The sequence below is a fragment of the Helicobacter sp. genome (genome assembly GCF_022770205.1).
Taxonomy (GTDB): domain Bacteria; phylum Campylobacterota; class Campylobacteria; order Campylobacterales; family Helicobacteraceae; genus Helicobacter_D.
This window is the reverse complement of record NZ_JALEIK010000018.1, coordinates 47,668-71,420: the sequence shown is the minus strand read 5'-3', so window position 1 is coordinate 71,420 and position 23,753 is coordinate 47,668. Positions and strand designations below refer to the sequence as shown.

Here is a 23,753-nt window from a genome sequence, read left to right as displayed (position 1 = left end):
GAGGATTATTTAACACAAATTGCAAGAGGGGGGTGGGATTGACACCCCCTCACAAAAGCCCAAAAATTCCCACTTCGGAGCATTTTTTTAAAAAATCGTTTTATGATTGCAATAAAAATACATAGGAGAAGTTATGCAAATTTTTATTAAAGGTTTGTTGTTAGCCGTACTAGTTTTTAATGCTTTAGGACTTAGTTTGTATGCAAAAGATGCAGATTCTAAGCTTATTATTGCGCATAGGGGTGCAAGTGCATATGTGCCAGAGCATACTTTAGAATCTAAAGTGTTGGCTTATGCTATGGGCGCAGATTATGTAGAACAAGATGTGGTAATGAGCAAAGACAATCATCTTATTGTGATACACGATTTGTTTTTAGATGAGCTTACTAATGTTGCTGATGTTTTTCCTAATCGTCAGCGAAAAGATGGGCATTATTATGTGATTGATTTTACTTTAGAAGAGCTTAAAAGCCTTCAATTTAGCGAGCCTTTTACGATTAAAGAGGGTAAAAAAGTCCAAACCTATCCTGATAGATTTCCAATGCAAAGAAGCTCCTTTGCTTTACATACTTTAGAATAGGAGATTGAATTTATACAAGGGTTAAATAAGACACTTGGCAAAGATATAGGGATTTATGTAGAAACAAAGGCGCCTTGGTTTCATAAGCAAGAAGGTAAGGATATTAGCCTTGCTACCTTATTAGCACTTAAGAAATATGGTTATACCACTAAAGATTCTAAGGTGTATTTTCAAAGTTTTGATTATCCAGATTTAGTGCGTGTAAAAAAGACATTATTAAAAGAGCTCAATATGGATATAAAGCTTGTGGCTCTTGTGGGTTATAATGATTGGCTTGAGACTTATGAGTTTAAGAATAATAAATGGACACCTTATGATTTTACTTATCTGCAAAATCCAAAGAATTTTAAAGAGATTGCAAAGGTTGTAGATGGGCTTGGACCAACGATTAATATGCTTTTTACGCTACAAAACAATAAGGCAAGCCCCAATGATTTTGTAAAAGCAGCAAATGCAGCGGGGCTTGCTGTGCATCCTTATACACTAAGAGCAGATTCTTTGCCTCCTTATGTTAGTAGTGCTGATGAGTTGTTTGATCTTGTGTTATTCCAAGCGGGTGCAAATGGAGTTTTTACAGATTTTCCAGATTTAGGTGTGCAATTTTTAAATCAACACAATGCGTATAAATAGGGGTTAAAAAATAATTTTAACCTCTTCATCTAAAAGGATTTTGGATTCCTTATAAACCTTTTCTTTTGCTAATACGATGACATCTAGGGCTTCTTCAAAGCTAGAGTTGCCAAGATTGATGAGAAAATTTGCGTGGAGTGGGCTAAACATTAAGCTTTGATTTTTGCCAAATTTTACGCCTTTTAAACCTGCTTGTTCTAGTAATGCGCCTGCAAAATTTCCTTTAGGATTTTTAAAGCAACTTCCAAAGCTAGGCTCTTTTGGTTGGTTTGCACGCATTTTAGCAAAGGTTTCTACAAGCTTAGCATTAAAGCCCTTTTGCTTTTTAAAGATTCCTGCAAAGATAAGCTCTGGAATTGCACTATTGCGGTATGTTAGCCCTAGTGATTCCACACTTTTAAACTTAAGCTTAACATTGGAATCCAAAATAAAGATTCCATCTAAAATGTCCTTAATTTCATAAGTTTTTAGCCCCGCATTCATTTTAATAATCCCACCTATGCTTCCGGGAAGTTTAGATAAAATCTCAAAGCCCGTTAAATTATGGCGTTTCGCATAGGAAAAGAGCTTGCCACTAGGCGTTGCTGCACCTACTTCTAGGGCACTTCCTAAATCTTTAATGTAGTCAAACTCCTTGCTAAGAGCGATTAGATTGCGTGCATTTGGGGAGATTAAGAGATTATTCGCCCTGCCTATGATGTTAAGTGGCGTGCTAGATTGTAAGAGATTATCATAATCTCTTAGCGATTCTATGTAGTTTAAAGGTTGGATTGAGCCAATTTTAACACTTGTGTAGCGTGAAAAATCAATGGTTTTTTGTAGCATTAAAATAAAAAGGTTGGCATCATATTAAAGATGTGTGCGGTAAAGTCTATGAGCATATTTAGCATCCAAGGCATTGTAAAGATGATGACAACAATGACTGCTAGGATTTTTGGCACAAAGGTGAGTGTCATTTCGTTAATCTGTGTTGTGGCTTGAAAAATGCTAATCATAAGCCCCACAACAAGTCCAACAAGTAGCATTGGAAGTGATAAAATCAATGTGATTTTGTAAGTTTCAATGGCTAAACCCATTAATTGTGCTTCCACTTTTACCCTTTTAAAATGAATTTTCTAAAATCTGACAAAAGCTACGCATTTCCCAACTAGCACTGCCTACAAGCACGCCATCAACGCCTTCTAAGTTTAGGATTTCGTATGCATTTTGTGGTTTCACACTTCCGCCATAAAGTAGCGGAATCTTATCTAATTTTTGCTTTAAGTGTGTGTGGATTTGCGTGATTTCATCTAAAGTTGCGCTAACTCCGCTACCAATTGCCCAAATTGGTTCATAGGCGATAATAAGCTTTGGATAGTTTAAAGCAATGCCTTGTAATTGTGATTCTAAAAAGCTTAAGATGGAATCTAAACCCTTCTTTTTTGTTTCCAAATTCTCGCCAATGCAATAAAAAATTTCAAAATTTTGCTTGGCAAAATATGCAAACTTCTGTGCGCAAAATTCTTGAGATTCTCCTAAAATATTGCGTCTATCGCTATGTCCAATTAACAAAGATTGAATGTTGAATTCTCTTAATTGCTCCAAGCCAATTTCACCTGTAAAAGAGCCACATTCTGTAAAATACGCATTTTGTGCACCGATTGAAAAATGCTTAAAGGAGTTGTCCAAAAGTGCCGTTGAAGGCGGGAATAGAGTGATTTTGTGCGGAATGCTTTGTGGGGATAGAAAGGATTCTAGTGCTTGACAAAATTCTTGCGTGCTTTTTCTTGTATGGTTGGTTTTAAAATTGCTAGCGATGATTTTCATTTGGATTCCTAATTAATGGATTTTTATAAGAAACATTATAACAAAACTCATTATGGAATCTTAAAAGTTGGCTATAATGCGAAAAACTTTAGAAGGCACTTGCAATGCTTCAGGGATTAAAAAAAGAATTAGGATTGATTTTTACTTGGAATCCAAGCGATAGGTCGTGGCAAATGCCCTTTTTTGCCGGGCTTGGTGTGGCTATCATTTTGTTTATTGCAGCATTTTTTGGGCGTCCTGATTTTGGGCTAGTTTCTGTCATTGGCGCAATGATTTTTCTCTATGTCCCTGATACACCCATTTATCATAAAATGATTTTGAGTATGTCTTGTGCGTTTGGGATTATCGTGTCTTTTACGCTTGGGCTTGTTGGGCAGAGTTTTCCTAGTTTAATTCCTGTGATCGTCTTTAGTGTAACACTTGTTAGTGCGCAAGTTGTGCGGTATTTTAGCATTGGAGCTCCGGGATTTTTCTTCTTTGCTTTTGCTGCGATACTTGGGAGTTATATTCCTTTTGAAATTAAAGATTATCCTATGGCTATTGGACTTGTTGCTCTTGGGACAATGGTTGCTAATGTGATGGTGCTTCTGTATTCTTTAAGTGTGATTTATGTCTTTAAGCATACCATTAAACCAATTCCAAAGATTGGGGAATTTGGTTTTGGTGCAATTGTGATTGATCCGATAATTATTGCCTTTTTTGTAGGATTTGCGATGTTTTTGCAAAGTTATTTAGAGATAGAGCGTGGGTATTGGGTAGGAATTAGCTGTGCGGCAGTGATGACGGCAGTAACTTTTAAGCAGATTTGGATTAAGCAGATTCAAAGAATTTTAGGGACTTTTGTGGGCGTGGGTTTGGCGTATTTCCTACTCCATTTTGCGTTTAATCCTTTTGGGTTTGCGCTTTTAATGATGGCGTTAATGTTCTTTGCACAGCTTACAATTGTTCGTAATTATGGGCTATCTATGGTGTTTATCACACCTTATTCTACCTATCTTGCAGAAGTGAGTAATTTTATGCAATACAATCCTAATGGCATCATTCAAGCAAGGGTTTTAGACATTGTGATTGGAAGTTTGATTGGGCTAATTGGTGGAGCATTTATGTATTGGGGAGCATTGCGTAGAATGTTAGAGTGCATTACAAGGAAGATTGTTGTTAAATGGACTGGTGCGGAGTGAAGTTGGAATAGGGTTATTTTAGGATTCTAGGGAGCGTGATTCCTTTTTGTTCTTGGTATTTACCCTTTTTGTCTTTATAGCTTACTTCACAATCTTTATCGCCTTCTAAGAATAATACTTGCGCAATGCCTTCATTAGCATAGATTTTAGCAGGCAGGGGTGTTGTGTTTGAAATTTCAATGGTGATATGTCCTTCAAATTCTGGTTCAAAGGGTGTAACATTAACGATGATTCCGCATCTTGCATAAGTGCTTTTGCCAAGACAAATGGCTAAGATATTGCGCGGAATCTTAAAATACTCTATCGTTCTAGCAAGTGCAAAAGAATTAGGTGGCACAATGCAAACATCCCCTACGAAATCCACGACATTTGCCGCATCAAAGTTTTTTGGATCCACAACCATTGCATTGATGTTTGTAAAGATTTTAAACTCATTGCTGACACGAATATCATAGCCATAACTAGAAAGCCCATAGCTTACGACGCCTTTGCCCACTTGATTTTCACAAAATGGTGCAATCATTGCGCATTCTAGTGCCATTTTCCTAATCCAAGCGTCTTCTTTTAAGCCCATTTTATTCCTTGCTAAGTGATTATTTATTTAAATGTGCTATTATAACAGACGCAAAACAAATTAAAAGGCTTTAAAAATGGATTTTAAAGATATTAAAGAGTTGATTAAGGTTTTTGATGCAAGCACTCTAAATCGTCTAAGTATTGCACAAGACACGACTACAATCAAGCTTGAAAAAGGTGTAAGTGGTGTGAGTGTGTCCGCTCCCCAAGCAGTGCCAACTCTAATTCAAGCTACACAAAGCCTTCCTCAAGTAGCTCCTGTGGCTTCTGCGCCTGCTCCTTCTGCTCCAAGTGGAGATACGATTAATTCTCCAATGGTGGGGACATTTTATCGTTGTCCTAGTCCAAATGCTCCTGCTTATGTAAATGTGGGAGATAAGGTAAAAAAGGGGCAAACGCTAGGGATTATTGAAGCGATGAAGATTATGAATGAAATTGAAGCAGAATTTGATTGTAAGATTTTAGAAATTATCCCGAATGATGCGCAGCCTGTGGAGTATAACTCCCCTTTATTTGTTGTGGAGAAACTCTAATGCCTTTGCAAAAAGAAATTAACACCATTTTAATTGCAAATCGTGGTGAGATTGCCCTAAGGGCGATTCGCACGATTAAAGAAATGGGCAAAAAGGCGATTGCCGTGTATTCCACAGCCGATAAAGATGCGCATTATTTAGATTTAGCAGACGCAAAAGTATGCATTGGCGGGGATAAATCTAGTGAAAGCTACCTAAATATCCCAGCCATCATCTCTGCAGCGGAGCTTTTTAAAGCAGATGCGATTTTCCCGGGTTATGGATTTTTAAGCGAGAATCAAAACTTTGTAGAAATTTGCAACCATCACGGCATTGAGTTTATCGGTCCAACGCCCGATGTTATGGCACTAATGAGTGATAAAAGCAAAGCAAAAGAAGTGATGAAAAAAGCCGGTGTTCCAGTCATTCTAGGAAGTGATGGTGCGGTGGAATCCAAAGAAGAAGCCATTAAGCTTGCAAAAGAGATTGGTTACCCTGTGATTTTAAAAGCAGCAGCAGGTGGTGGTGGGCGTGGAATGCGTATTGTGGAGAATGAAGAGAGTATGTTTAATGCTTATTTGGCAGCAGAGTCTGAAGCAATTAGTGCATTTGGCGATGGCACAATCTATATGGAAAAGTTTATTGATAAGCCAAAGCATATTGAAGTGCAAATTGTTGCGGATAAACACGGCAATGTTTTACACATTGGCGAGAGGGATTGCTCACTGCAAAGACGCCACCAAAAGCTAATAGAAGAATCTCCTGCGCCCACATTAGAACCAAAAACGCGCGAGAAATTACTACAAACTGCAATCACTGCTACAAAGGCGATTAAATATGTGGGTGCTGGGACTTATGAGTTTTTATTAGATTCCAATCAAAATTTCTATTTTATGGAAATGAATACGCGCTTGCAAGTTGAACATCCTGTCAGTGAGCTTGTAAGTGGTTTGGATATTATTGCATTAATGATTCAAGTTGCTGAGGGCAAAGAGCTTCCAAAGCAAAATTCTGTGGAGTTTAAAGGTTGCGCAATGGAATGTAGAATTACAGCAGAAGATCCGATAAAGTTCTATCCTTCTGCTGGCAAAATTACAAAATGGATTGCCCCAGGTGGTAATAATGTGCGCATTGATACTCACGCGTATGCAGGTTATGTTGTGCCAATGTTTTATGATTCTATGATAGGTAAGCTCATCGTTTGGGGGCGCAATCGTGATGAGGTAATTGTTAGAATGCAGCGTGCATTAGATGAGTTTTGTGTGGAGGGTATTAAAACTACGATTGCTTTCCATAAAGAAATGATGAAAAATGACGATTTTAAAAGAGGCGTTATCCATACTAAATATTTAGAGCAAAAGATGGCTAGCGATTCTGCACAAAAGGCATAATGTGGAATGCAAAATGCTTGTGTCTATTAAAATTGCAAGGAAGCATAAATTTAAATTTAAGGAGATAAGATGAAGATTGGCAGTTCACAGAGCACAAATGAAAGTTTAATTAGTTTAAAAAAGGCAAAAGATGAAGAAAAAGATGCATTAAAGAAGCTTTCTTCGCCACGCCCAATTGAAGCTACAGATGGTGCAAGTTTAGCCATTGCAAATGCGCTTTTAGCGCAGGCAAACTCAATGAGTCAGGGTGTCAGAAATGCAAATGATGCGCTTGGAGTTATGCAAATTGCAGATGCTACGCTTTCAAATATCACAAGTTCTGCAATCCGTATGAATGAACTCTCTGTGGCACTTGGAAACCCAGCACTTAATAGCGATCAAAGAGCGATGATTGAGAGTGAAGCAAATGCGCTTACACAATCAATGCGAGATGCGACAAACCAAGCGGTATTTAATGGCAAAAATGTTTTTGGTGGGGAAATGAGCTTTGTAACAGGCAGCGGCACAGCAAATATTAATCTGCAAGCACCAAATGTCGCAGATTTAAGCGTGAATAATCAGCAAAGTATTTTAAGCTTCATTGAAAGAGTTAATATGGAGCGTGCAAATATCGGTTCTGCAATGAATGGAATCCTATCTGGGATTAATGCAAGTATGAATACGATTGTGAATTTAAAAGCGGCTGAAGGTGGCTTAATGAAAGATGATGTGGCGGAAAATTATAATCAATTAAATAGTGCAAAACTCAAAGAAAACGCAACACTTTATGCAAGTGCTTTTAACACACAACATCTGCAAGGTCGTTTAGACGCTCTTCTTGGATAACTCTTTTAGCCCCTTTTGTGTGGGGGTTGCTTACCCCTTTTAAAGTCTTTTTAAATAAAATCCTAACAAAAAGGATTCCAATGTTTTTTAGTAAATATTCTGCAAGTGGCAATGATTTTATCATTACACACACTTTTGGATTCCAAGAAAATTTTTGGGGTGAGTTGGCAAAGAAAATCTGCCACAGGCAAGAAGGTGTGGGGGCTGATGGGCTAATTGTGTTAAAGCCACATTCTGCTTATGATTTTGAATGGGAGTTTTATAATGCTGATGGAAGTGCGCCAAAAATGTGCGGCAATGGAAGTAGGGCGGCTGCGCTGTATGCGAGGGATTTTAGGCTTGCTTCAAGTGTGCAGAAGTTTTTAACAGGGGCTGGGGTGATTGATGCGGAGATTTTTGACGAGGAAAATTTTAAAAAGTTGGAATCCAAAATTTTAGTAGAGAGTGCTTTGACTAAGGCTAAGGTTTTGCAAAAAAATATACAAGAATATGGTGTGAGCTGGTGGCTAATTGATACAGGTGTGCCGCATTTGGTGTGTGAAAATGCGCATTTAAATAAAGAGGAGTTGCGTGCTTTGCGCCATAAATACAATGCAAATGTGAATATTGCGACATTAGAGCAAGATTGCGTGAGGGCTAGGACCTTTGAGCGTGGGGTGGAGGATGAAACGCTAGCGTGTGGGACAGGGATGGCGGCGATGTTTTATTATCTTAAAGAAGCAAGCAAAGTGCCTAATCCTTGCTGTTTTAAGCCTGCTAGCAATGAAGAGTTGTTTTTAAGAGAAGAAAAAGGCAGAATCTTTTTAAAGGGAAGTGTGAGAAAAATTTGTGATTTTGTGTATTAAGCCATCTAAAGTTGAATAATTTTAAAAGCATTAATGAGGATAGCTAGCCAAACCGTGGTTGCTAACAATATGCTAAAAAACACCGCACTAGAAGCGCAATCTTTGGCGATTTTTGCTTGCTTGTTCCACTTCATTGTAACTAAATTTACACAGGCTTCAATGCTTGTATTGATAGCTTCTGCAATAAGAATCAAAAACAAAACGCCAATCAATAATAAATGTTCTATTAAGCCAATAGGAAGAAAAAAGCTAAGAATTAAGCAAGGAATAATAATGCAAAGCTCTATTTTGAAAGCAGTTTCTTTAAAAAGAAATTGTATCCCTTTTAATGCATAAGATGTGTTTTTAAAAAAATTATATTTAGGCTTCAAGATTTCACCTTTAATTTTTTGTTTAAGAAATCATCGCTAATAGAATACTCTTTTGTGGAAACTTGAAAAAATCCTAGAATTGTGGAAAATAGATTGTCGTGGGATAATTTTAAGCTTTTATGTTCTGTAGCAAGTTGCATTAGCGTAGAATCGTTGCTCCAAAAGATTGTTGGAATATGGGTTTGCTCTTGTGGTGCGAAGATATAGGGCATTCCGTGCAAATAAATGCCATTTTCTCCCAAACTCTCGCCGTGGTCTGAAACATAGAGCAGGGCGGTTTTATACTCTGTTTTTGTTTGTAAAGATTGAATGATTTCCTTTAGGATAAAATCTGTGTAAAGCAAGGTATTGTCATAAGTATTCATTAGTGATTCTTGGGAGCATTTGGCAAGCTCGTTTGTGTCGCAAGTTGGAGTAAATTTTTTAAAAGCACTAGGATAACGCTTATAGTAAGTTGGTCCGTGCGAGCCTTGCAAATGTAAGATGATAATATTTTGATTTTCAAGGTTTTCTAGCTTATTTTTAAAAGGTTCAAGCAAGGATTCATCAAAGGGTTTGGATAGGATTTTGGTATCAGCAATTCTTTCACACACTCCCTTACAACCTCCGGAATTATTGTCATACCAAGACACGCTAACGCCGACTTTCTGTAAAATATCTAAGGCGTTTTCTTGGTGCTCCGTGGTTTTAAAATCTGCCCTTTTGGAGAGAGAAAACATACAAGGAAGGCTTATGGCGGTGGAAGTGCCACAAGAGAAAAAGTTGTCAAAAAAGACTACATTTTTTCTTTGGTGTAAAAGTTTGTGTCATTATGCGTGTATGTGCCTAGTGAATAATTTTTAGCCCTTGCGGTTTCCCCTACAACTAGAACTAAAAGGCTTTTGTCTGTGTTTTATAAAGTCGCATCATTAGAGATTGTTTTGAGTTGCGGGGGGGGGGCTACAAATTGTTGATAATAGCGATAGATGGAGTAGAACTGATAGAAAGGCGTGTTATACATTCTTATAATTTTATAATTTCTAAAAAAGGGAATATAGGCTTTTGTGAAGGGTAGAAACACAGCTAATGCTAGGATAAGGGCTACACAAGAATTTAGGAATCTCTTAAAGATGGAATCGCTTTTGATTTCTATTTTCAAGACAAAAAGATAAAATGCAAGGCAAATAATTCCTATAAAAATCAAAGAAGTGTTGAATAACTCTGAGGCTTCTTTTGCGTCTGTTTGCATTACATTAAGAATCATATCAGAGTCAATTAAGATTCCATAAGAAGACATAAAATACACGCTAAAAGTGGCACTAGTAATAAAAAGTATGGAAAAAAGTTTTGTAAAATATTTGATAAAGATTATATTTAAAATAATAAAAACAATGCAAAAATAACAAACAACAAGCATAAAAGTCAAAAACAAATCATTGAGATTTTTTGCAATAAATAAAAATAAATTAAGATTAAGCAGTGTTAAAAGTATGGTGTTTATTAAAATGAATGTGGTTTTTGAGAGTTTTAGCATAAGATAACCTTAAGAATAAAGATAGATTAAACTCTAAGACTTTTAGAATAGGGATTTTACAGGGTTTTTAATAAAAGGTTAATTAATGAATCCTGATATAAAATTTTATATCACCTTTTTCCTAATGGAGAATTTGTTCTTGATAAATGCATTATAGAGGTAGTGTAAAAATTTGTGATTTTGTGTATGAGCTTTAGGAATTTTGGTAGAATTTAGAATCTAAATAGAAGGATAAATATGGAATCTAAAAAACCTTGGATTGTTGCTGGGCGCACAGATGGATTTGGTGCTAGGATGTGTGCAATACTAAATGCAATGGCATTAGCAAAGCTAGCGGATATGGAGTTTAAATTTTCTTGGCTAGCTCCAAAGGATGCGCCGTTTCTTTCTGAGTTTGATAAGAATTTAGAGAATGGTCAGGTGCTAATTCCTTTTGCAAATTTGCCTTTAAAAGATGAGCTGTTTGAAAAGAGTTTTATTGAGAAATATGGGGTGGAGGATAGTTATGTAGGAAATGTGGAGCAAATTCCATCCTATGTGAAAGCAGAGAATCTTGCTAGATATAAGATTCCACCTTTTCCGCTAGAGTTTGGTTGGTATAGTCTTGGGGAAATGTTGTCTTATGATGATATGGATGATGAGAGATACAGGGAGTTATTAAAAGATTGCTGGAATGCAATAGAATTTTCCACTCCCATACAAAATGTGATGCAGGAGGCTAAAAAGCAAGTAAAGAAGTTGAAAAAAGGTTTTGTTGCTTTTCATATTCGTTCAGGGGATATTGTTTTTGGCGATACTTGGGCGTCTGTAGTTTGTCAAAAGACAGGCTTTAGTGTGTATTTGGCTGTGGAGATGGCAAGATTAGAGCTAGAAAAGGGAAGCGATATTGTGATTTTTAGCGATGATTTAAGGGCGGGAGAGATTTTTAAAAGCATTTTCAAAAAGGATTCCAAACAAAAGGCAAATTTAAAGCAAAATGGTGTGGTTTATTGCGTGGATGATTTTTTTAGGCGTGAGGTGTATCTAGGGTATGAGCAGAGCATTTTTGAAATTGTGTTTATGTCTTGTGCTAAAAAGATATGCAATGGTGGAAGTTCTGGGTTTTCTGGGCTTGCGATGCGGATTGGAAACATTAAGGAGTCTGTGTCGCCTGATGATTTATGGACGGCGCAAGAGCAAGCAAATCTTATAGAACAAGCTCTTAGTCAATATGATTTTCACCCTGCACATAAAGCGTTTGCGTATATGAAGCTGTTTTTGTTTGGTGTGGAGTTTAAAAAAGATATTGCATATTTAAAGCAATGTGCGGAGTATGCTTGTAATCTCTATGGAACAAATTTTTATAAAGTTTTGTCTCTTAATATGCTTTTGAAAAGTGGGGATTATGCTGGCGCAAATGCTTTGCTAGAGCAAATTTATCCTAGTGATAGAGAGAGCTTTTTTAAAAAAGTTTTTGAATCAATAGGGTATGGAGGGTTTTTTAATGGAATCTTTTTTGAGAGTTGCAGGGTTTATGATGTGGAGAATTATCCTTATTTAGTCTATTTTGCCTTTAGAGTTGGGCTGTTTGTTTCACAACTTGGGGAGGATGCAAAAAGGATTCCAAATTATTATGTTGTGTTAGAGTATTTAAATGATTATTATCGTATTGCTAATTTTTTACTTAAAGCCCACGAAATGAGCAGTGTGCTGGGGGGGGCTTTTTACAGAGATTTTTCCCTATCTTAAGCGCATTGAGATAGCAGTTGTGTCAAAAAAGTTAAGTGCGATTAATGTATGAGATTAGGGGTATGTATGGTTATGGAGTTTGATATTAAGGAATCTAAAATCTTAAAGGGAGTGCATGTTATCACGCCTAATAAATTTAAGGATTTGCGCGGAGAGATTTGGACGGCTTTTATGGAAGGGCATTTTGAGAAATTATTGCCAAATGGATTAAAGTTTAAGCACGATAAATTTATCAATTCACATTTTAATGTGTTACGCGGAATTCATGGAGATGTTAAAACTTATAAGCTTGTTACTTGCGTGTATGGAGAAGTGCATCAAGTGGTGGTGGATTGCAGAAAAGATTCGCCAACATATTTGCAATGGGAGAGATTTATTATAAGCCCAAATGATCAAAAATTGATTTTGATTCCGCCAAATATGGGGAATTCACATTATGTGAGTAGCGAAAATGCAGTGTATTATTACAAGTTGGCTTATGAAGGTGAATATTTAGACGCAGAGGATCAATTCACATATGCTTGGAATGATGAAAGAATAGGAATTGACTGGCCTACAAAGAATCCTATTTTGTCGGATAGGGATGTATTGGCAACAAAAATTAAGGAATAAGATGAAAGAAGTTTTAAAGGAATTAAATAAAAATATAGTTTTAAATAATCAAATTAATTATCAAATTTTGATGTCTAATATTATTGTAAATTCTAATATAGATAAAGTAGATAAAGAAATTTTGCTTCTTTTGCTGCAAAATAGAGACAGCAATTATGTGCGCATTAATCATAATGCGCAATGTTTTGAGAATATCCAAAAATATTTGAAGTTGATTCAGCCCTTAGCGATTCCATTGGATAGTCTTAAGCGTATTGGTGGAAATAGTGATGGTGGTTATGTAATTATGGAATGTGCGGGGGGGGGGGCTTTCTAGCAGCTAAGGCTATTTCTTTAGGGGTTTCTAAATATTCTCCGTGGGATTTAGAGATGGCGGAAATGGGCTATAAGGTGATAGAGTATGATGGAAGCATTGAAAAATCCCCTTATGATCACCCTAATATCACATTTCATAAAAAATTCATTGGAACTAGAAATGATGCGAGTTTTATCACTTTGGGTCAAGTTATAGCGGATAATGGGTTTATTGCGGGTGAAAATAATATTTTGCAATGTGATATTGAAAATAGTGAATGGGATATGCTACAAGAGATAGAAATAGAGAGTTTGAGTAAGTGTTTTACGCAGGTGATTTTTGAGTTTCACGGATGTAATCCGGAGGAGCAAGATGGTGTGAACAAGAGAACAAAAATATTGGAATGTTTAAGAAAATATTTTACGCCCATCCACACGCATTTTAATAATCACGGAAAAATTTTTTACTCTAAAGGGTTGTTTTTTAGCACAACAATTGAAGTTAGCTATTTAAGGAATGATTTGGCGGAATCTTATTTTAAGAATGGATTTAGAGAGAGCTGTGGAGAATTAGAAGGGCTTGATAGCCCAAGCTTTTTGGCAAATCCGGAGATTCCTATTCGTTTTTCTGTTTAATATTGGAGTGTAATTTGTAGAAAAATTAAGATAGAATAAGCCCTTGATTATTTAATATTGGAATTGATTGGCTACGAAAATCCGATTTATCAGATGGAGATAAGTTGATTTATGATAAGGTTTGATTCTAAAATTAGGATTAAAAGGAGGTAAAGTTTAATGAATCAAGATGTTGTAACATTAAATTTAGAGGATGAGAAAGTTTCTTATAAGATGTGTTTAAATGAAGATTATAAGAATCTTATTGGTAAAACAGGCGTTCCCTATGAGTATGAAATTTTAAAGGATATGATAAGTAGAATTCCTAAAGGCTCTTTAGTTTTGGACATAGGAATGCATATTGGTAATCATTCTTTGTTTTTGGCAGCAAATGGTTTTAAGGTTATAGCTTTTGAAGCTAATGGAAAGTATGCTTCATATGCAAAAGCAAGTATGCAATTGAATGATTTTGACAAAAAAGTAACTATCTATGATTTTGGTTTATCCAACAAAAACGAAACACTTTTTTGCCAAGAGAATGGGATTACATTGTTTGATGGACAAGAAACTCAACCAGGCTGTATTCAAGTTAATTGTAAAACTCTTGATGGCCTTAATATTAAAGAGAAAGTCGCATTAATAAAAATAGATGTTGAGGGAATGGAGCATAAGGTGATAGGGGGGGGGGCGAAATTAATAGAAAAAAATAGACCTATTATATACTTAGAAGGTAATACATTTCCAGAATTATCTAGAAGTAGTCGTATTCTAGAGAAAATGAATTATGTATGTTGGGATTCTTTTGATGAAGCACCAACGCATTTGTTTTTGCCTCTAGAGATGGTTAGTGAGAGGGAGATGCTAGTAAGATGTATGACAAAACTTGCTCTTAATCATGTTGGGAATTCGCCTGTTAAGCAAAATACTTGGGCTAATTTTGCCTTTGATGAAATTTATAAGGCAATTTTTGAAATTAAGTCTTTAATCGGTAGTGGGAGATAAATGTAAAAAGATTCCACAAATTTTTATTTGGTATATTAAAAGAGTGCATTGTGAAAAAAGATTCTAAAATTTATGTTGCCGGACATAGAGGTTTAACAGGTTCTGCGATTGTTAAAAATTTGCGAGATAAGGGTTATGAAAATTTAGTGTATAGAACACATAGTGAGCTTGATTTAACAAATCAAGTGGCTGTGAGAGAGTTTTTTGAAAAAGAAAAGCCCGAGTATGTGTTTTTGTCTGCTGCTAAGGTTGGTGGAATCTCTGCAAATAATACTTATAGAGCGGATTTTATCTATCAAAATCTAATGATACAAAATAATGTTATCCATCAATCTTATTTAAGCAAAACAAAAAAGTTGTTGTTTCTAGGAACAACTTGTATTTATCCTAAGGAATCTCCACAGCCCATTAAAGAGGAATATCTTTTAACAAGTCCTTTGGAATACACAAATGAGCCTTATGCAATCGCTAAAATTGCGGGGCTTAAAATGTGTGAGTCTTATAATTTACAATATGGCACAAACTTTATTAGTGTGATGCCTACGGGTATTTATGGGGCTGATGATAACTTTGATTTGGAAAATTGTCATGTTTTACCAGCTCTTATACGAAAGATGCATTTATCAAAGCTTTTAGCACAAGCGAATTATTCAATGATTTTGAAAGATTTAAATTTGGATTCCATAGAAAAAGCAAAAGAATATTGTGATAGATTTGGAATTCGTGCTGATGGTGTAGAGATTTGGGGTAGTGGGAATCCGCGTAGAGAGTTTTTGCATAGTAGTGATATGGCGGATGCTTGTGTATTTGTGATGGAGAACATTGACTTTAAGGATTTATGTGTGGGTGATACAAAAGAAGTCCGTAATACACATATAAATATTGGTTATGGCAGTGATGTATCCATTAAAGAATTGGCTGAAATGATTGGTTGTATTGTTGGCTTTGGAGGAAAATTGTTTTTTGATGCTACAAAGCCAGATGGAACTTTTAGAAAGCTGCCTGATTGTTCAAGGCTGCAGAGTTTTGGCTGGAAATATAAGGTTGCTTTGGAGCAAGGTGTTAAAATGTTATATCAATGGTACTTAGATGTATCTGTTAAAAGAGGATAAGGATTGTGGATAAAAACTTGGAATATGTGATAAATAAGGTTTTGGATGGAGGTAAGGGGGGATGTCTTGAAGACTATAAAAATTTTCCACGATTTATCAATATAGAGACAACTAATAATTGTACGGCACGATGTGTTATGTGTGGAATTGATGAGTGGCGAAGAAAAATTAAAAAATCGTATATGAATGATGAGGTTTTTAAAAAAATTGCCGATGAGATATTGGACAATAAACAATATGTGCAAAAGGTAGCTCTATTTGTCGGTAATGAACCATTATTGGATAAATTCTTGCCCCAAAGAATCCGTTATTTTACAGAAAATGGTGTAAAAGTCAGTATTACAAGCAATGGTTCACTGATGCGTGGAAAAATGGCAGAGGATATTTTAAAGAGTTCTTTAGAGAGGGTTAATTTTTCTATTGATGGATTAGATAAGAGGGCTTATGAAAGTATTAGAAAGGGCTTGTCTTTTGAGGAAGTTTTGGGAAATGTGATTGCTTTTGTAATGTTAAGGAATAAGTTGGAATCCAAAACGGCTGTGAGAATTAGTGTGATTAAAAATAGTTATTATCTTGATGCTATGGATAAGATTGTAGGGTTTTGGGAAAAAATTTTAGATAAGGATAAAGGGGATAGTATTAAGATTGATGACTTATCGTTAGGAATTATAAATAAAAGTAAATATACTGGCGGGGGGGGGGCGTTATCTGAGCTAGAGTATGATAGGAATATGCTTTTTGATGAAGCTAATGCTACACCTTGTTATGCAATTTGGAATACAATGGTGATTAAAACAGATGGGCAAGTTGCGGTTTGTTGTGTAGATCAATGTCGGAATGTTACTCTTGGCAATGTTGAGATACAAAGTATTGCTGAAGTGTGGAAAGATTCCAAAGAATTGCAAAAAATCAGAGAAGTGCATTTAAGAGAAGGAAGAGCAGGGGTTGATTTTTGTAAAGATTGTTTATGTTGGTATTAAGGTCTAAAGGTGATTTATAAATATTAAAACTTTTTCTTGGAGCGATTTACTGGAGGTTAAGCATTGTGTGATTAAAATTAGAAACAAACTTCTACATTTTTTATCAAGGTATGCTTATGAAAGTTTTAATCACCGGTGGGGCTGGCTATATCGGGTCGGTATTGACACATACGCTATTAGAAAAGGGCTATCAAGTTTGCGTGGTTGATAACTTGATGTATAATCAAGTTTCATTGCTAGGATGTGTGCATTATAAGGGTTTTAGGTTCATTAATGGGGATTGTTTAGATGAAGCTTTAATTAAAAGAGAAGTTGCAAATGTTGATGTGATTATCCCCCTTGCTGCTTTTGTTGGAGCCCCCCTTTGTAAAAGGAATCCAAAATTAGCAAAAATGGTTAATTTTGAGGCTGTAAAGATGATTAGTAACTTTGCAAGCCCATCGCAAATTTTTATTTATCCTAATACTAATAGTGGTTATGGGATTGGCGCAAAAGATGAAATGTGTACAGAGGAATCGCCATTAAATCCTATTTCAGAATATGGCATTGATAAAGTGTGTGCAGAGCAATATTTATTAGACAAGGGAAATTGCGTTACATTTCGTTTGGCAACTGTGTTTGGTGTGTCCCCTAGAATGCGACTTGATTTATTAGTAAATGATTTTACATATAGAGCTTATAAGGATGGTTGTATTGTTCTGTTTGAGGAGCATTTTAGAAGGAACTATATTCACATTAGAGATGTTGTTAAAGGTTTTATTCATGGCATTGAAAATTACAATCAAATGAAGGGTAGGCCTTATAATATGGGGCTTAGTTCAGCAAATCTTACAAAAAGACAATTAGCGGAAACTATTAAAAAGTATGTGCCTAATTTTTACATTCATACTGCAAACATTGGTGAGGATCCTGATAAAAGGGACTATTTGGTGTCTAATGCACGGCTAGAATCCACAGGTTGGATTCCAGATATGAGCTTGGATGATGGAATATTGGAGCTATTAAGAGCGTTTTCAATGATGAAAGTTAATGGTTTTGCAAATGTGTAAGATTATACGCTCGCAAACTCCATTGCGTTTAGGTTTAGCAGGTGGCGGAACGGATATTGATTTATATTGTAATCAATATACGGGCTATGTATTGAATGCGACAATTTCTCTTTATGTCCATTGTACGCTTATTGCACGCAATAATGGGAAGATCATATTTGATTCTCCAGATACAGAAGGATATGTAGAGTATCAAAGCGCAGAGAGATTAGAGAACGATGGGAAATTGGATATTTTCAAAGCAGTTTATAATCGTATTGTAAAAGATTTTACAAAAAAGGCATTAAGTTTTTCTTTACATACATATTCTGATGCCCCTAGCGGAAGTGGTTTGGGCGGGAGTTCAACTTTGGTGGTAGGCATCATTAAAGTGTTTGCAGAATGGTTAAATTTGCCTTTGGGGGAGTATGAAATTGCAAAGTTAGCTTATGAGATTGAGCGTGAGGATATGAGGATTGTAGGGGGGGCACAAGACCAATATGCGGCAACTTTTGGGGGATTTAACTTTATGGAATTCTATAGTAAAAAGCGTGTGATTGTAAATCCTTTGCGGATTAAAAATTGGATTACAAGTGAGTTAGAATCTAGAATTGTGCTATATTTTACAAACATAACACGGGCAGCAAAAGATATTGAAGAGCATAAAAAAGGGAAACTCGGCGATGAAAAATCATTAGAAGCCATGCATGCAATTAAGCAAGATGCAGTTAAAATGAAAGAAGCATTATTTAAAGCGGATTTTGATGCTTTTGCAAAGATTTTGGGAAAATCTTGGAAGTCTAAAAAAATTATTGCAGAAATCGTAAGCAATGATGAATTAGATAGAATCTATGATTTGGCAATAGAAAATGGCGCATATAGTGGTAAAACAAGTGGTGCTGGAGCAGGTGGATTTATGTTCTTTTTGGTAGATCCCATTAAAAAATATAATCTCGTTAAGGCGTTAAATGCTCAACAAGGTTATGTGCAAGATTTTTCTTTTGCTAAAGAAGGAGCAAAGTCGTGGAGAATTTAGATAATTGTAGAGAGAGGGTTTGTCCTTTATGTAATAAGCTATCAGTTTTTAAGGGTATTTTGTTTTTAGGGAATGTTTTTGCTTCTGGAGATATTTTCCCAAATAGTAAAATTTCTAGCATAGATGAAGATGGTTATGCGCAAGGTGATTGCACTATGGATATGCAACAATGCCAACAATGTGGGCTTGTTTATAATATGGCTTTTGATAAGAATAAAATGCTGAAAGTCTATACAAGCGGAGAATATTATCAGCAAAAGTATTTTACAGATAGATTAAGTAAAACTTTAATGCAAACTAAAGATAAAATTAAAAACTATGCTAATGTCAATGATGTTTTTTTGGAAATTGCTCCGGGTCACGGAGATTTGTTGGTAGCTTTAGCAAAGGAAAGCAAGAGAGTTTATAGTGTAGACCCTTCCCCAACTTCTTTGGTTGTAAAAGATATTGACAATGTCATTCATATTCAAAGTTTTTTTGAGATTGATGTAATTAGAGAAAAAATTAAAGAGCCTATCAATTTTATTATTTTTAGGCACTTGTTAGAACACATAGAACAGCCTTATTATTTTTTGAAAGATGTGGTAGATTTTGTTAGTGATGAAGGAAAAATTTATATGGAAGTTCCTAATGCAACAAAAATTATGGAATCCAAAATTTTCTATGACTTTTATCACGACCATGTGAGTTATTTTCAAAGAGATACTTTAGTTGGTGTGATGTATGAGTTGGGCTGTAAGTTGATTGATGAAATTTATCCTTACAATGGAATGTGGATGGGTTTATTTTTTGAAAAAACGCGGGAAGTTCAAATGGGAAAATTACAGGTGCAATGTTTTGATGGCGTTGACTTTTCTAAAGATATTGCTTTAATGAATACTTATTTATCTCAAGCAAAGAGTATTGTGCTGTGGGGGGGGGGTATTCATTCTAATAGCCTATTGGGTTTTATCGCAAAAGAAAATTTAAAAAAGATTAAGAAATGTGTAGATATTAATCCTGATAAACAAGGGAGATTTTTGCAAAAGAGTTGCATACAGATTGTTGGACTAGATGATAAAGAGCTAAAAAATATTGATTGTATTTTAATGTCTGCTCCATTGCATGAAGAGAATATTTTTACAAATGAGGTTTTGCTACTTTATAAAAAGGGAGTAATGCCTAATTTGAAATCTGTTATTTTGACAGCTGGAGGGATAAAAAGGTTGATTTTTAAAGGTTGATTTTGGAGGCAATTGTTCTTTGTGGGGGGCTTGGAAGTCGGTTAAGAAGCGTTGTGAGTGGCATTCCAAAGCCAATGGCGCAGGTTAATGGGAAGCCGTTTTTGGAATATGTCTTTGAATATCTAAAATTGCAAGGTATTAAAAAGGTGGTTTTGGCAGTGTCATATCGGAGTGAAGTGATACAAGATTATTTTGGCAATTGCTTTTTAGATATTGAGGTAGAATATAGTTTTGAGAAGGAATTGTTAGGGACTGGTGGAGCTATAAGGCAAGCGTTAGGATATGTTGCAAAAAATTGTTTCGTGTTAAATGGAGATACTTTTTTTCCAATTCATTTTAAGAAGCTTAAATTACAAGAAAGCAAGATTTGCCTAGCTTTGAAAAAAAAGTATAATTTTGATAGATATGGGGCAGTTAAGATAGACCAAAATGGATTTGTGCAATCTTTTAATGAGAAGGAATTTTTAAAGGAAGGTTTGATAAATGGAGGGATATATTTGGTGGCAAAAGATATTTTTGAAGATTTTAGTCTCCCTGATAAATTTTCTTTTGAAGAGTTTTTGCAGAAGCATTTTAGAGAACTCTTTGCAAGAGCAGAAATTTTTGATGAATATTTCATAGATATTGGAATCCCAGAGGATTATAGGGCTTTTGAACATACAATAAAGGAGAGCTAATCCTTAAGTTGTTTTACCATTTCTTTGATTGCAACTTCTAAGCCTGTGAAAATGGAGCGAGCGATGATGCTTTGCCCGATGTTTAGCTCTATGATTTCTGGGATTTGTAAAATGGGCGTTAAGTTGTGGTAGTTTAATCCGTGTCCTGCGGCAACTTCAAGCCCTAGCCATTTTGCTTCCTTTGCGCCATCACGCAAGCTAGAGATGGAATCCAAAAGGCGCATTTTAAGTTCAGAGCGTGGGAGCTTTAGCGATTCTATGGTGTTGTGTGTGTAGGAGAGATTAGAGTTTAGCATTAAGTGCAAATTAGCATAAGTGCCTGTGTGGAGTTCTACCATTTGCGCACCAACTTCTTTTGCAGCGCAAATTTGGTCAATTTGTGTGTCAATAAAAAGGGAAACTTCAATGCAGTGCTCTTTAAAGTTGCGTGTAATTTCTGCGATTCTATCAAAATTTCCTATCACATCAAGCCCACCTTCTGTGGTAACTTCTTGGCGATTTTCTGGCACAAGAGTTATGCGATGGGGGGAGATTTTTAAAATAAAATCAAGAATTTCTGGGTTAATGGAGCATTCTACATTTAAAGGAAGGATGGAAGAGTTACGGATTCTTAGCACATCATCATCGTGGATATGGCGGCGGTCTTCGCGCAAATGCAAAGTGATTTGGTCTGCGCCGGCTCTTTTAGCAATAAACACCGCTTCAAGTGGGTCAGGGTCGTTGATTTTCCTTGCTTCGCGCAGGGTTGCGATGTGGTCAATATTTACTCCAAGTAACATTATTAAGCCTTATGTTTAAATGCGTGTTTTGGATTCTAACTAAAATTACTTTAAAATGATGAAAATGAAATCAAATTTAGGAGTATGCTTTGGTGATGGTGTTTGATTGTGAAACAATTTTAGATGTGGAATTGCTTAAAAAAGGTTTTAAGCAGGTATTTATTGAGCGTGGAATCAACACAGGGGAATGGAATGCTTTAGAACTTAGTCAAAAAGCAATGGAGATTCAAAAAGAACAGAGTGGGAGTGAGTTTTTGCCCATTTGTTACCATCAAGTGGTAAGCATTGCGGCGGTGTTTTGTGATGAATATGGAAAGTTTATTAAAGTGGGGAATTTTAAGGCGGTGGGAGATTCTGTTTATGCAAGAGAAAAAAGTCTAATCCAAGCATTTTTGGATTATCTCAATAAGCATCAGCCAAGACTTGTAAGCTACAATGGGCGGAGCTTTGATATGCCAATGTTGCTTTTGCGCGCAATGCAATACCGCTTAAGTGCAAATGCGTATTTTGAAGAGCATAATGCAGAATTTAATAAAAGCAAATGGGAGAATTATCGCCAAAGATATTGTGAGCGATTCCATTTGGATTTGCTAGAAGTTTTGGGAAATTATGGGGCGGCGCGGAATCTAAAATTAGATGTGCTTGCAAATTTGGTAGGCTTTCCGGGTAAATATGATGCAAGTGGCGATATGGTGCTTGATATGTATTATAATGGGGAGTTAGAGAGAATTGATGCTTATTGTCAAAGTGATGTGTTAAATACCTATGGATTGTATTTAAATTATGAGCTTTTAAAAGGGAATTTAAATGAAGGGGATTATTTGGCAATTTTGGAGGGTTGGAGAGAGAAATTACCAAGAGATAGGGATTATTATTCTGTGTTTTTTGATACAATTAGTGCCCAATTAAATTCTCAAGGACAAAGTAATGCTTTCTAAAGAAATCGTCCAATTTAGTGAGATGCGCTATGAAATCCGTGCGTATCTGTGTTTTTTGCTACAACGCAATATTAAAAATAATCTTCCCCATATTGAGTTGAATAAAATTATTGACGGATTGCATAAGATTGAGCGGGAAGTTGGAATTTTTGAGTTTTTATATGTTTTAGATACAAGTGGAACTTTAGCATTAGATGGGATATCTAGGGATTCTAAATTAGAATGCAAAAAGGGAGGAAATCACAATGAGCGCGCATATTTTTATCGTGCGGTAAAAGAGAAAAAATGTATTTTAACAGATCCTTATCCTTCTCTTGCTAGTGGTAATCTTGTTGTTACTGTGTCTTACCCTCTTTATAACGATAAGGGCAAGCTTATGTATGTAGTGTGTATGGATATACCCCTAGAGCGGACATCGGAGCTTGTGCGTCCTATGCCTTTGTTTGGATTCTTTTCTTGGTTTGGGAAAAGTGTGTATTTTGTGATGTCTTTAGCTTTATTTTTGGTGAGTGTTTTATTGCTTGTAAAGGGCGGAATTAGTATGTGGGATGGTCTTTCGCGCTTTGATAGCTTGGACATTAAAGATGTGTTTGAAGCTACTATTTTAATTACACTTTCTTTAGCGATTTTTGATTTGGTGCGTGCGATTTTTGAAGAAGAAGTGCTAGGGAGACAAAAATCACAAGATTCTAAAATGGTGCATAAGACAATGACACGCTTTTTAGGTTCTATTGTGATAGCGCTTGCCATTGAAGCTTTAATGCTTGTGTTTAAATTTACCATTATTGAGCCTGAAAAACTCATTTATGCGGTCTATTTAATTGCTGCTGTAACTTGCTTGCTGATTGGACTTGCAGTGTATATGCGCTTTACAGCAAAATTCAAAAGAGATTAAATGCTAGGGATTGTGAATTATCAAGTGGGTAATCTTGCTAGCGTTAAAAACGCTGTTTTAAAGCTTGGAGAAAAGGTAGAAATTGAGAGCAATCCGCATAATCTTAAAAACTATGACCGCTTGATTTTGCCCGGAGTTGGTGCATTTAGCGATGCAATGGAGCATTTACGCATCTCTGGTATGCAAGAAGCGGTGTTAGAGTTTGCAAAAAGCGGAAAGCCTTTGCTTGGCATTTGTCTTGGAATGCAGTTGTTATTTAGTAAAAGTTATGAGTTTGGTGAGCATTTTGGGCTTGGTTTGTTAGAGGGTGAGGTAGTTAAGTTTGAGTTTGGTGATAATGCTAAAAAGATTCCGCATATGGGGTGGAATATTGTGCGTAAAAATGTGGAATCGTCTTTGACTCAAGGTTTGGATTCTAGCTTTTATTTGTATTTTGTGCATAGTTTTTATGTGGGAAATTCAGAAAATGCTGTGGGAATTAGCAATTACGGAGTGGATTTTGTTTCTATTGTGCAAAAGGATAATATTTTTGGAATCCAACCACATCCTGAAAAGTCGCACGATATAGGGCTTAGGATTCTAAAAAATTTCATAGAGTTATAGG

Annotated in this window: 25 protein-coding genes and 2 pseudogenes; 20 read left to right on the top strand and 7 right to left on the bottom strand. The window is 35.8% G+C overall.

All coding sequences use genetic code 11. From position 1 onward, the window contains the following. The first annotated feature begins 133 nt into the window (after nucleotides 1–133). Nucleotides 134–1,210, top strand: a pseudogene (gene glpQ / locus MRZ19_RS03625) (glycerophosphodiester phosphodiesterase). A 3-nt stretch (nucleotides 1,211–1,213) separates the two neighbouring features. On the opposite strand, the gene MRZ19_RS03620 reads toward glpQ, so the two are convergent. From MRZ19_RS03620 to MRZ19_RS03610, 3 genes are read right to left on the bottom strand one after another with little or no spacing between them, the layout of a single operon-like run. Then, entirely contained in the window at nucleotides 1,214–2,035 is an 822-nt protein-coding gene (locus tag MRZ19_RS03620; RefSeq protein WP_291030430.1) for a UDP-N-acetylmuramate dehydrogenase, read from the bottom strand. Then, nucleotides 2,035–2,301 (bottom strand): flagellar biosynthesis protein FliQ, encoded by a 267-nt coding sequence (gene fliQ, locus MRZ19_RS03615; RefSeq protein WP_291030428.1) that lies wholly within the window; start codon nucleotides 2,299–2,301, stop codon nucleotides 2,035–2,037. The genes MRZ19_RS03620 and fliQ overlap by 1 nt, the downstream gene beginning before the upstream one ends. Before the next feature lie 10 nt (nucleotides 2,302–2,311). Continuing rightward, nucleotides 2,312–3,016, bottom strand: a complete 705-nt coding sequence (locus tag MRZ19_RS03610) for a triose-phosphate isomerase (RefSeq protein ID WP_291030426.1) — start codon at nucleotides 3,014–3,016, stop codon at nucleotides 2,312–2,314. 104 nt (nucleotides 3,017–3,120) lie between these two features. Between MRZ19_RS03610 and MRZ19_RS03605 the strand changes: the two genes are divergently transcribed. Further along, nucleotides 3,121–4,197, top strand: coding sequence for an FUSC family protein (locus MRZ19_RS03605; protein ID WP_291030424.1), 1,077 nt, complete (start codon nucleotides 3,121–3,123; stop codon nucleotides 4,195–4,197). 13 nt (nucleotides 4,198–4,210) lie between these two features. Here MRZ19_RS03605 and dcd read toward each other — a convergent pair whose 3' ends face one another. Continuing rightward, entirely contained in the window at nucleotides 4,211–4,771 is a 561-nt protein-coding gene (gene dcd, locus MRZ19_RS03600; RefSeq protein WP_291030422.1) for a dCTP deaminase, read from the bottom strand. A gap of 76 nt (nucleotides 4,772–4,847) precedes the next feature. On the opposite strand from dcd, the gene accB reads away from it, so the two are divergent. The 4 genes from accB (at nucleotide 4,848) to dapF (ending at nucleotide 8,346) form a co-directional block, all read left to right on the top strand. Continuing rightward, nucleotides 4,848–5,306, top strand: coding sequence for an acetyl-CoA carboxylase biotin carboxyl carrier protein (accB, locus tag MRZ19_RS03595; RefSeq protein WP_291030420.1), 459 nt, complete (start codon nucleotides 4,848–4,850; stop codon nucleotides 5,304–5,306). Next, entirely contained in the window at nucleotides 5,306–6,676 is a 1,371-nt protein-coding gene (locus MRZ19_RS03590; RefSeq protein ID WP_291030418.1) for an acetyl-CoA carboxylase biotin carboxylase subunit, read from the top strand. The genes accB and MRZ19_RS03590 overlap by 1 nt, the downstream gene beginning before the upstream one ends. Nucleotides 6,677–6,745: 69 nt before the next feature. After that, nucleotides 6,746–7,501 (top strand): flagellin, encoded by a 756-nt coding sequence (locus MRZ19_RS03585; RefSeq protein WP_291030416.1) that lies wholly within the window; start codon nucleotides 6,746–6,748, stop codon nucleotides 7,499–7,501. An 80-nt stretch (nucleotides 7,502–7,581) separates the two neighbouring features. Next, nucleotides 7,582–8,346, top strand: a complete 765-nt coding sequence (gene dapF, locus MRZ19_RS03580; RefSeq protein WP_291030415.1) for a diaminopimelate epimerase — start codon at nucleotides 7,582–7,584, stop codon at nucleotides 8,344–8,346. A 5-nt stretch (nucleotides 8,347–8,351) separates the two neighbouring features. On the opposite strand, the gene MRZ19_RS03575 is transcribed toward dapF, so the two are convergent. Both MRZ19_RS03575 and MRZ19_RS03570 read right to left on the bottom strand, forming a co-directional pair. Further along, a complete protein-coding gene (locus MRZ19_RS03575; protein WP_291030413.1) occupies nucleotides 8,352–8,717 on the bottom strand; it encodes a diacylglycerol kinase in 366 nt (121 codons plus the stop codon). Further along, a pseudogene (locus MRZ19_RS03570) lies at nucleotides 8,714–10,230 on the bottom strand (phosphoethanolamine--lipid A transferase). The gene MRZ19_RS03575 and the pseudogene MRZ19_RS03570 overlap by 4 nt, the downstream one beginning before the upstream one ends. 237 nt (nucleotides 10,231–10,467) lie before the next feature. Between MRZ19_RS03570 and MRZ19_RS03565 the strand changes: the two are divergent. The 11 genes from MRZ19_RS03565 (at nucleotide 10,468) to MRZ19_RS03515 (ending at nucleotide 20,537) form a co-directional block, all read left to right on the top strand. Next, nucleotides 10,468–11,958 (top strand): hypothetical protein, encoded by a 1,491-nt coding sequence (locus MRZ19_RS03565; protein ID WP_291030411.1) that lies wholly within the window; start codon nucleotides 10,468–10,470, stop codon nucleotides 11,956–11,958. Between the two features lie 66 nt (nucleotides 11,959–12,024). After that, nucleotides 12,025–12,570, top strand: coding sequence for a dTDP-4-dehydrorhamnose 3,5-epimerase family protein (locus MRZ19_RS03560; RefSeq protein ID WP_291030409.1), 546 nt, complete (start codon nucleotides 12,025–12,027; stop codon nucleotides 12,568–12,570). Nucleotide 12,571: 1 nt separating this feature from the next. Next, on the top strand, nucleotides 12,572–12,886 hold the full coding sequence (locus MRZ19_RS03555; protein WP_291030407.1) for a hypothetical protein: 315 nt from the start codon (nucleotides 12,572–12,574) through the stop codon (nucleotides 12,884–12,886). Beyond that, nucleotides 12,862–13,500, top strand: a complete 639-nt coding sequence (locus MRZ19_RS03550; protein WP_291030405.1) for a hypothetical protein — start codon at nucleotides 12,862–12,864, stop codon at nucleotides 13,498–13,500. The genes MRZ19_RS03555 and MRZ19_RS03550 overlap by 25 nt, the downstream gene beginning before the upstream one ends. 159 nt (nucleotides 13,501–13,659) lie before the next feature. Then, nucleotides 13,660–14,481: an FkbM family methyltransferase gene (locus MRZ19_RS03545; RefSeq protein WP_291030403.1), complete on the top strand. Its 822-nt coding sequence runs from the start codon at nucleotides 13,660–13,662 to the stop codon at nucleotides 14,479–14,481. Between the two features lie 50 nt (nucleotides 14,482–14,531). Further along, entirely contained in the window at nucleotides 14,532–15,593 is a 1,062-nt protein-coding gene (locus MRZ19_RS03540) for a GDP-L-fucose synthase (RefSeq protein WP_291030401.1), read from the top strand. A gap of 5 nt (nucleotides 15,594–15,598) precedes the next feature. Further along, nucleotides 15,599–16,573 (top strand): radical SAM protein, encoded by a 975-nt coding sequence (locus MRZ19_RS03535; RefSeq protein ID WP_291030399.1) that lies wholly within the window; start codon nucleotides 15,599–15,601, stop codon nucleotides 16,571–16,573. Between the two features lie 110 nt (nucleotides 16,574–16,683). Next, a complete protein-coding gene (locus MRZ19_RS03530) occupies nucleotides 16,684–17,622 on the top strand; it encodes an NAD-dependent epimerase/dehydratase (RefSeq protein ID WP_291030397.1) in 939 nt (312 codons plus the stop codon). Next, nucleotides 17,615–18,637 carry a dehydrogenase gene (locus MRZ19_RS03525; protein WP_291030395.1) on the top strand — a complete coding sequence of 341 codons (1,023 nt, stop codon included), beginning with the start codon at nucleotides 17,615–17,617 and terminating at the stop codon, nucleotides 18,635–18,637. The genes MRZ19_RS03530 and MRZ19_RS03525 overlap by 8 nt, the downstream gene beginning before the upstream one ends. Then, nucleotides 18,625–19,860 (top strand): class I SAM-dependent methyltransferase, encoded by a 1,236-nt coding sequence (locus MRZ19_RS03520; protein ID WP_291030393.1) that lies wholly within the window; start codon nucleotides 18,625–18,627, stop codon nucleotides 19,858–19,860. The genes MRZ19_RS03525 and MRZ19_RS03520 overlap by 13 nt, the downstream gene beginning before the upstream one ends. Nucleotides 19,861–19,862: 2 nt before the next feature. Next, a complete protein-coding gene (locus MRZ19_RS03515) occupies nucleotides 19,863–20,537 on the top strand; it encodes a nucleotidyltransferase family protein (RefSeq protein ID WP_291030391.1) in 675 nt (224 codons plus the stop codon). On the opposite strand, the gene MRZ19_RS03510 is transcribed toward MRZ19_RS03515, so the two are convergent. Continuing rightward, a complete protein-coding gene (locus tag MRZ19_RS03510; protein ID WP_291030389.1) occupies nucleotides 20,534–21,316 on the bottom strand; it encodes a pyridoxine 5'-phosphate synthase in 783 nt (260 codons plus the stop codon). The two genes, MRZ19_RS03515 and MRZ19_RS03510, sit on opposite strands and share 4 nt — an antisense overlap. A gap of 89 nt (nucleotides 21,317–21,405) precedes the next feature. Here MRZ19_RS03510 and MRZ19_RS03505 point away from each other — a divergent pair, with 89 nt between their 5' ends. The 3 genes from MRZ19_RS03505 to hisH are packed head-to-tail and all read left to right on the top strand — an operon-like array spanning nucleotide 21,406 to nucleotide 23,752. Further along, nucleotides 21,406–22,254 (top strand): 3'-5' exonuclease, encoded by an 849-nt coding sequence (locus MRZ19_RS03505; RefSeq protein WP_291030387.1) that lies wholly within the window; start codon nucleotides 21,406–21,408, stop codon nucleotides 22,252–22,254. Beyond that, nucleotides 22,244–23,149, top strand: coding sequence for a PDC sensor domain-containing protein (locus MRZ19_RS03500; RefSeq protein WP_291030385.1), 906 nt, complete (start codon nucleotides 22,244–22,246; stop codon nucleotides 23,147–23,149). The genes MRZ19_RS03505 and MRZ19_RS03500 overlap by 11 nt, the downstream gene beginning before the upstream one ends. Further along, complete coding sequence (hisH, locus tag MRZ19_RS03495; RefSeq protein ID WP_291030383.1) at nucleotides 23,150–23,752, top strand: imidazole glycerol phosphate synthase subunit HisH; 603 nt, start codon at nucleotides 23,150–23,152, stop codon at nucleotides 23,750–23,752. It abuts the gene before it with no gap. The last annotated feature ends 1 nt before the right edge of the window (nucleotide 23,753 follow it).

What these genes read in the sequence shown, in the direction of transcription:
- MRZ19_RS03620 (WP_291030430.1), bottom strand. Translation starts at nt 2,035, where the DNA reads ATGCTACAAAAAACCATTGATTTTTCACGCTACACAAGTGTTAAAATT.
- MRZ19_RS03610 (WP_291030426.1), bottom strand. Translation starts at nt 3,016, where the DNA reads ATGAAAATCATCGCTAGCAATTTTAAAACCAACCATACAAGAAAAAGC.
- MRZ19_RS03605 (WP_291030424.1), top strand. Translation starts at nt 3,121, where the DNA reads ATGCTTCAGGGATTAAAAAAAGAATTAGGATTGATTTTTACTTGGAAT.
- dcd (WP_291030422.1), bottom strand. Translation starts at nt 4,771, where the DNA reads ATGGGCTTAAAAGAAGACGCTTGGATTAGGAAAATGGCACTAGAATGC.
- accB (WP_291030420.1), top strand. Translation starts at nt 4,848, where the DNA reads ATGGATTTTAAAGATATTAAAGAGTTGATTAAGGTTTTTGATGCAAGC.
- MRZ19_RS03590 (WP_291030418.1), top strand. Translation starts at nt 5,306, where the DNA reads ATGCCTTTGCAAAAAGAAATTAACACCATTTTAATTGCAAATCGTGGT.
- MRZ19_RS03585 (WP_291030416.1), top strand. Translation starts at nt 6,746, where the DNA reads ATGAAGATTGGCAGTTCACAGAGCACAAATGAAAGTTTAATTAGTTTA.
- dapF (WP_291030415.1), top strand. Translation starts at nt 7,582, where the DNA reads ATGTTTTTTAGTAAATATTCTGCAAGTGGCAATGATTTTATCATTACA.
- MRZ19_RS03565 (WP_291030411.1), top strand. Translation starts at nt 10,468, where the DNA reads ATGGAATCTAAAAAACCTTGGATTGTTGCTGGGCGCACAGATGGATTT.
- MRZ19_RS03560 (WP_291030409.1), top strand. Translation starts at nt 12,025, where the DNA reads ATGGTTATGGAGTTTGATATTAAGGAATCTAAAATCTTAAAGGGAGTG.
- MRZ19_RS03555 (WP_291030407.1), top strand. Translation starts at nt 12,572, where the DNA reads ATGAAAGAAGTTTTAAAGGAATTAAATAAAAATATAGTTTTAAATAAT.
- MRZ19_RS03550 (WP_291030405.1), top strand. Translation starts at nt 12,862, where the DNA reads ATGTGCGGGGGGGGGGGCTTTCTAGCAGCTAAGGCTATTTCTTTAGGG.
- MRZ19_RS03545 (WP_291030403.1), top strand. Translation starts at nt 13,660, where the DNA reads ATGAATCAAGATGTTGTAACATTAAATTTAGAGGATGAGAAAGTTTCT.
- MRZ19_RS03530 (WP_291030397.1), top strand. Translation starts at nt 16,684, where the DNA reads ATGCTTATGAAAGTTTTAATCACCGGTGGGGCTGGCTATATCGGGTCG.
- MRZ19_RS03525 (WP_291030395.1), top strand. Translation starts at nt 17,615, where the DNA reads ATGTGTAAGATTATACGCTCGCAAACTCCATTGCGTTTAGGTTTAGCA.
- MRZ19_RS03510 (WP_291030389.1), bottom strand. Translation starts at nt 21,316, where the DNA reads ATGTTACTTGGAGTAAATATTGACCACATCGCAACCCTGCGCGAAGCA.
- MRZ19_RS03500 (WP_291030385.1), top strand. Translation starts at nt 22,244, where the DNA reads ATGCTTTCTAAAGAAATCGTCCAATTTAGTGAGATGCGCTATGAAATC.
- hisH (WP_291030383.1), top strand. Translation starts at nt 23,150, where the DNA reads ATGCTAGGGATTGTGAATTATCAAGTGGGTAATCTTGCTAGCGTTAAA.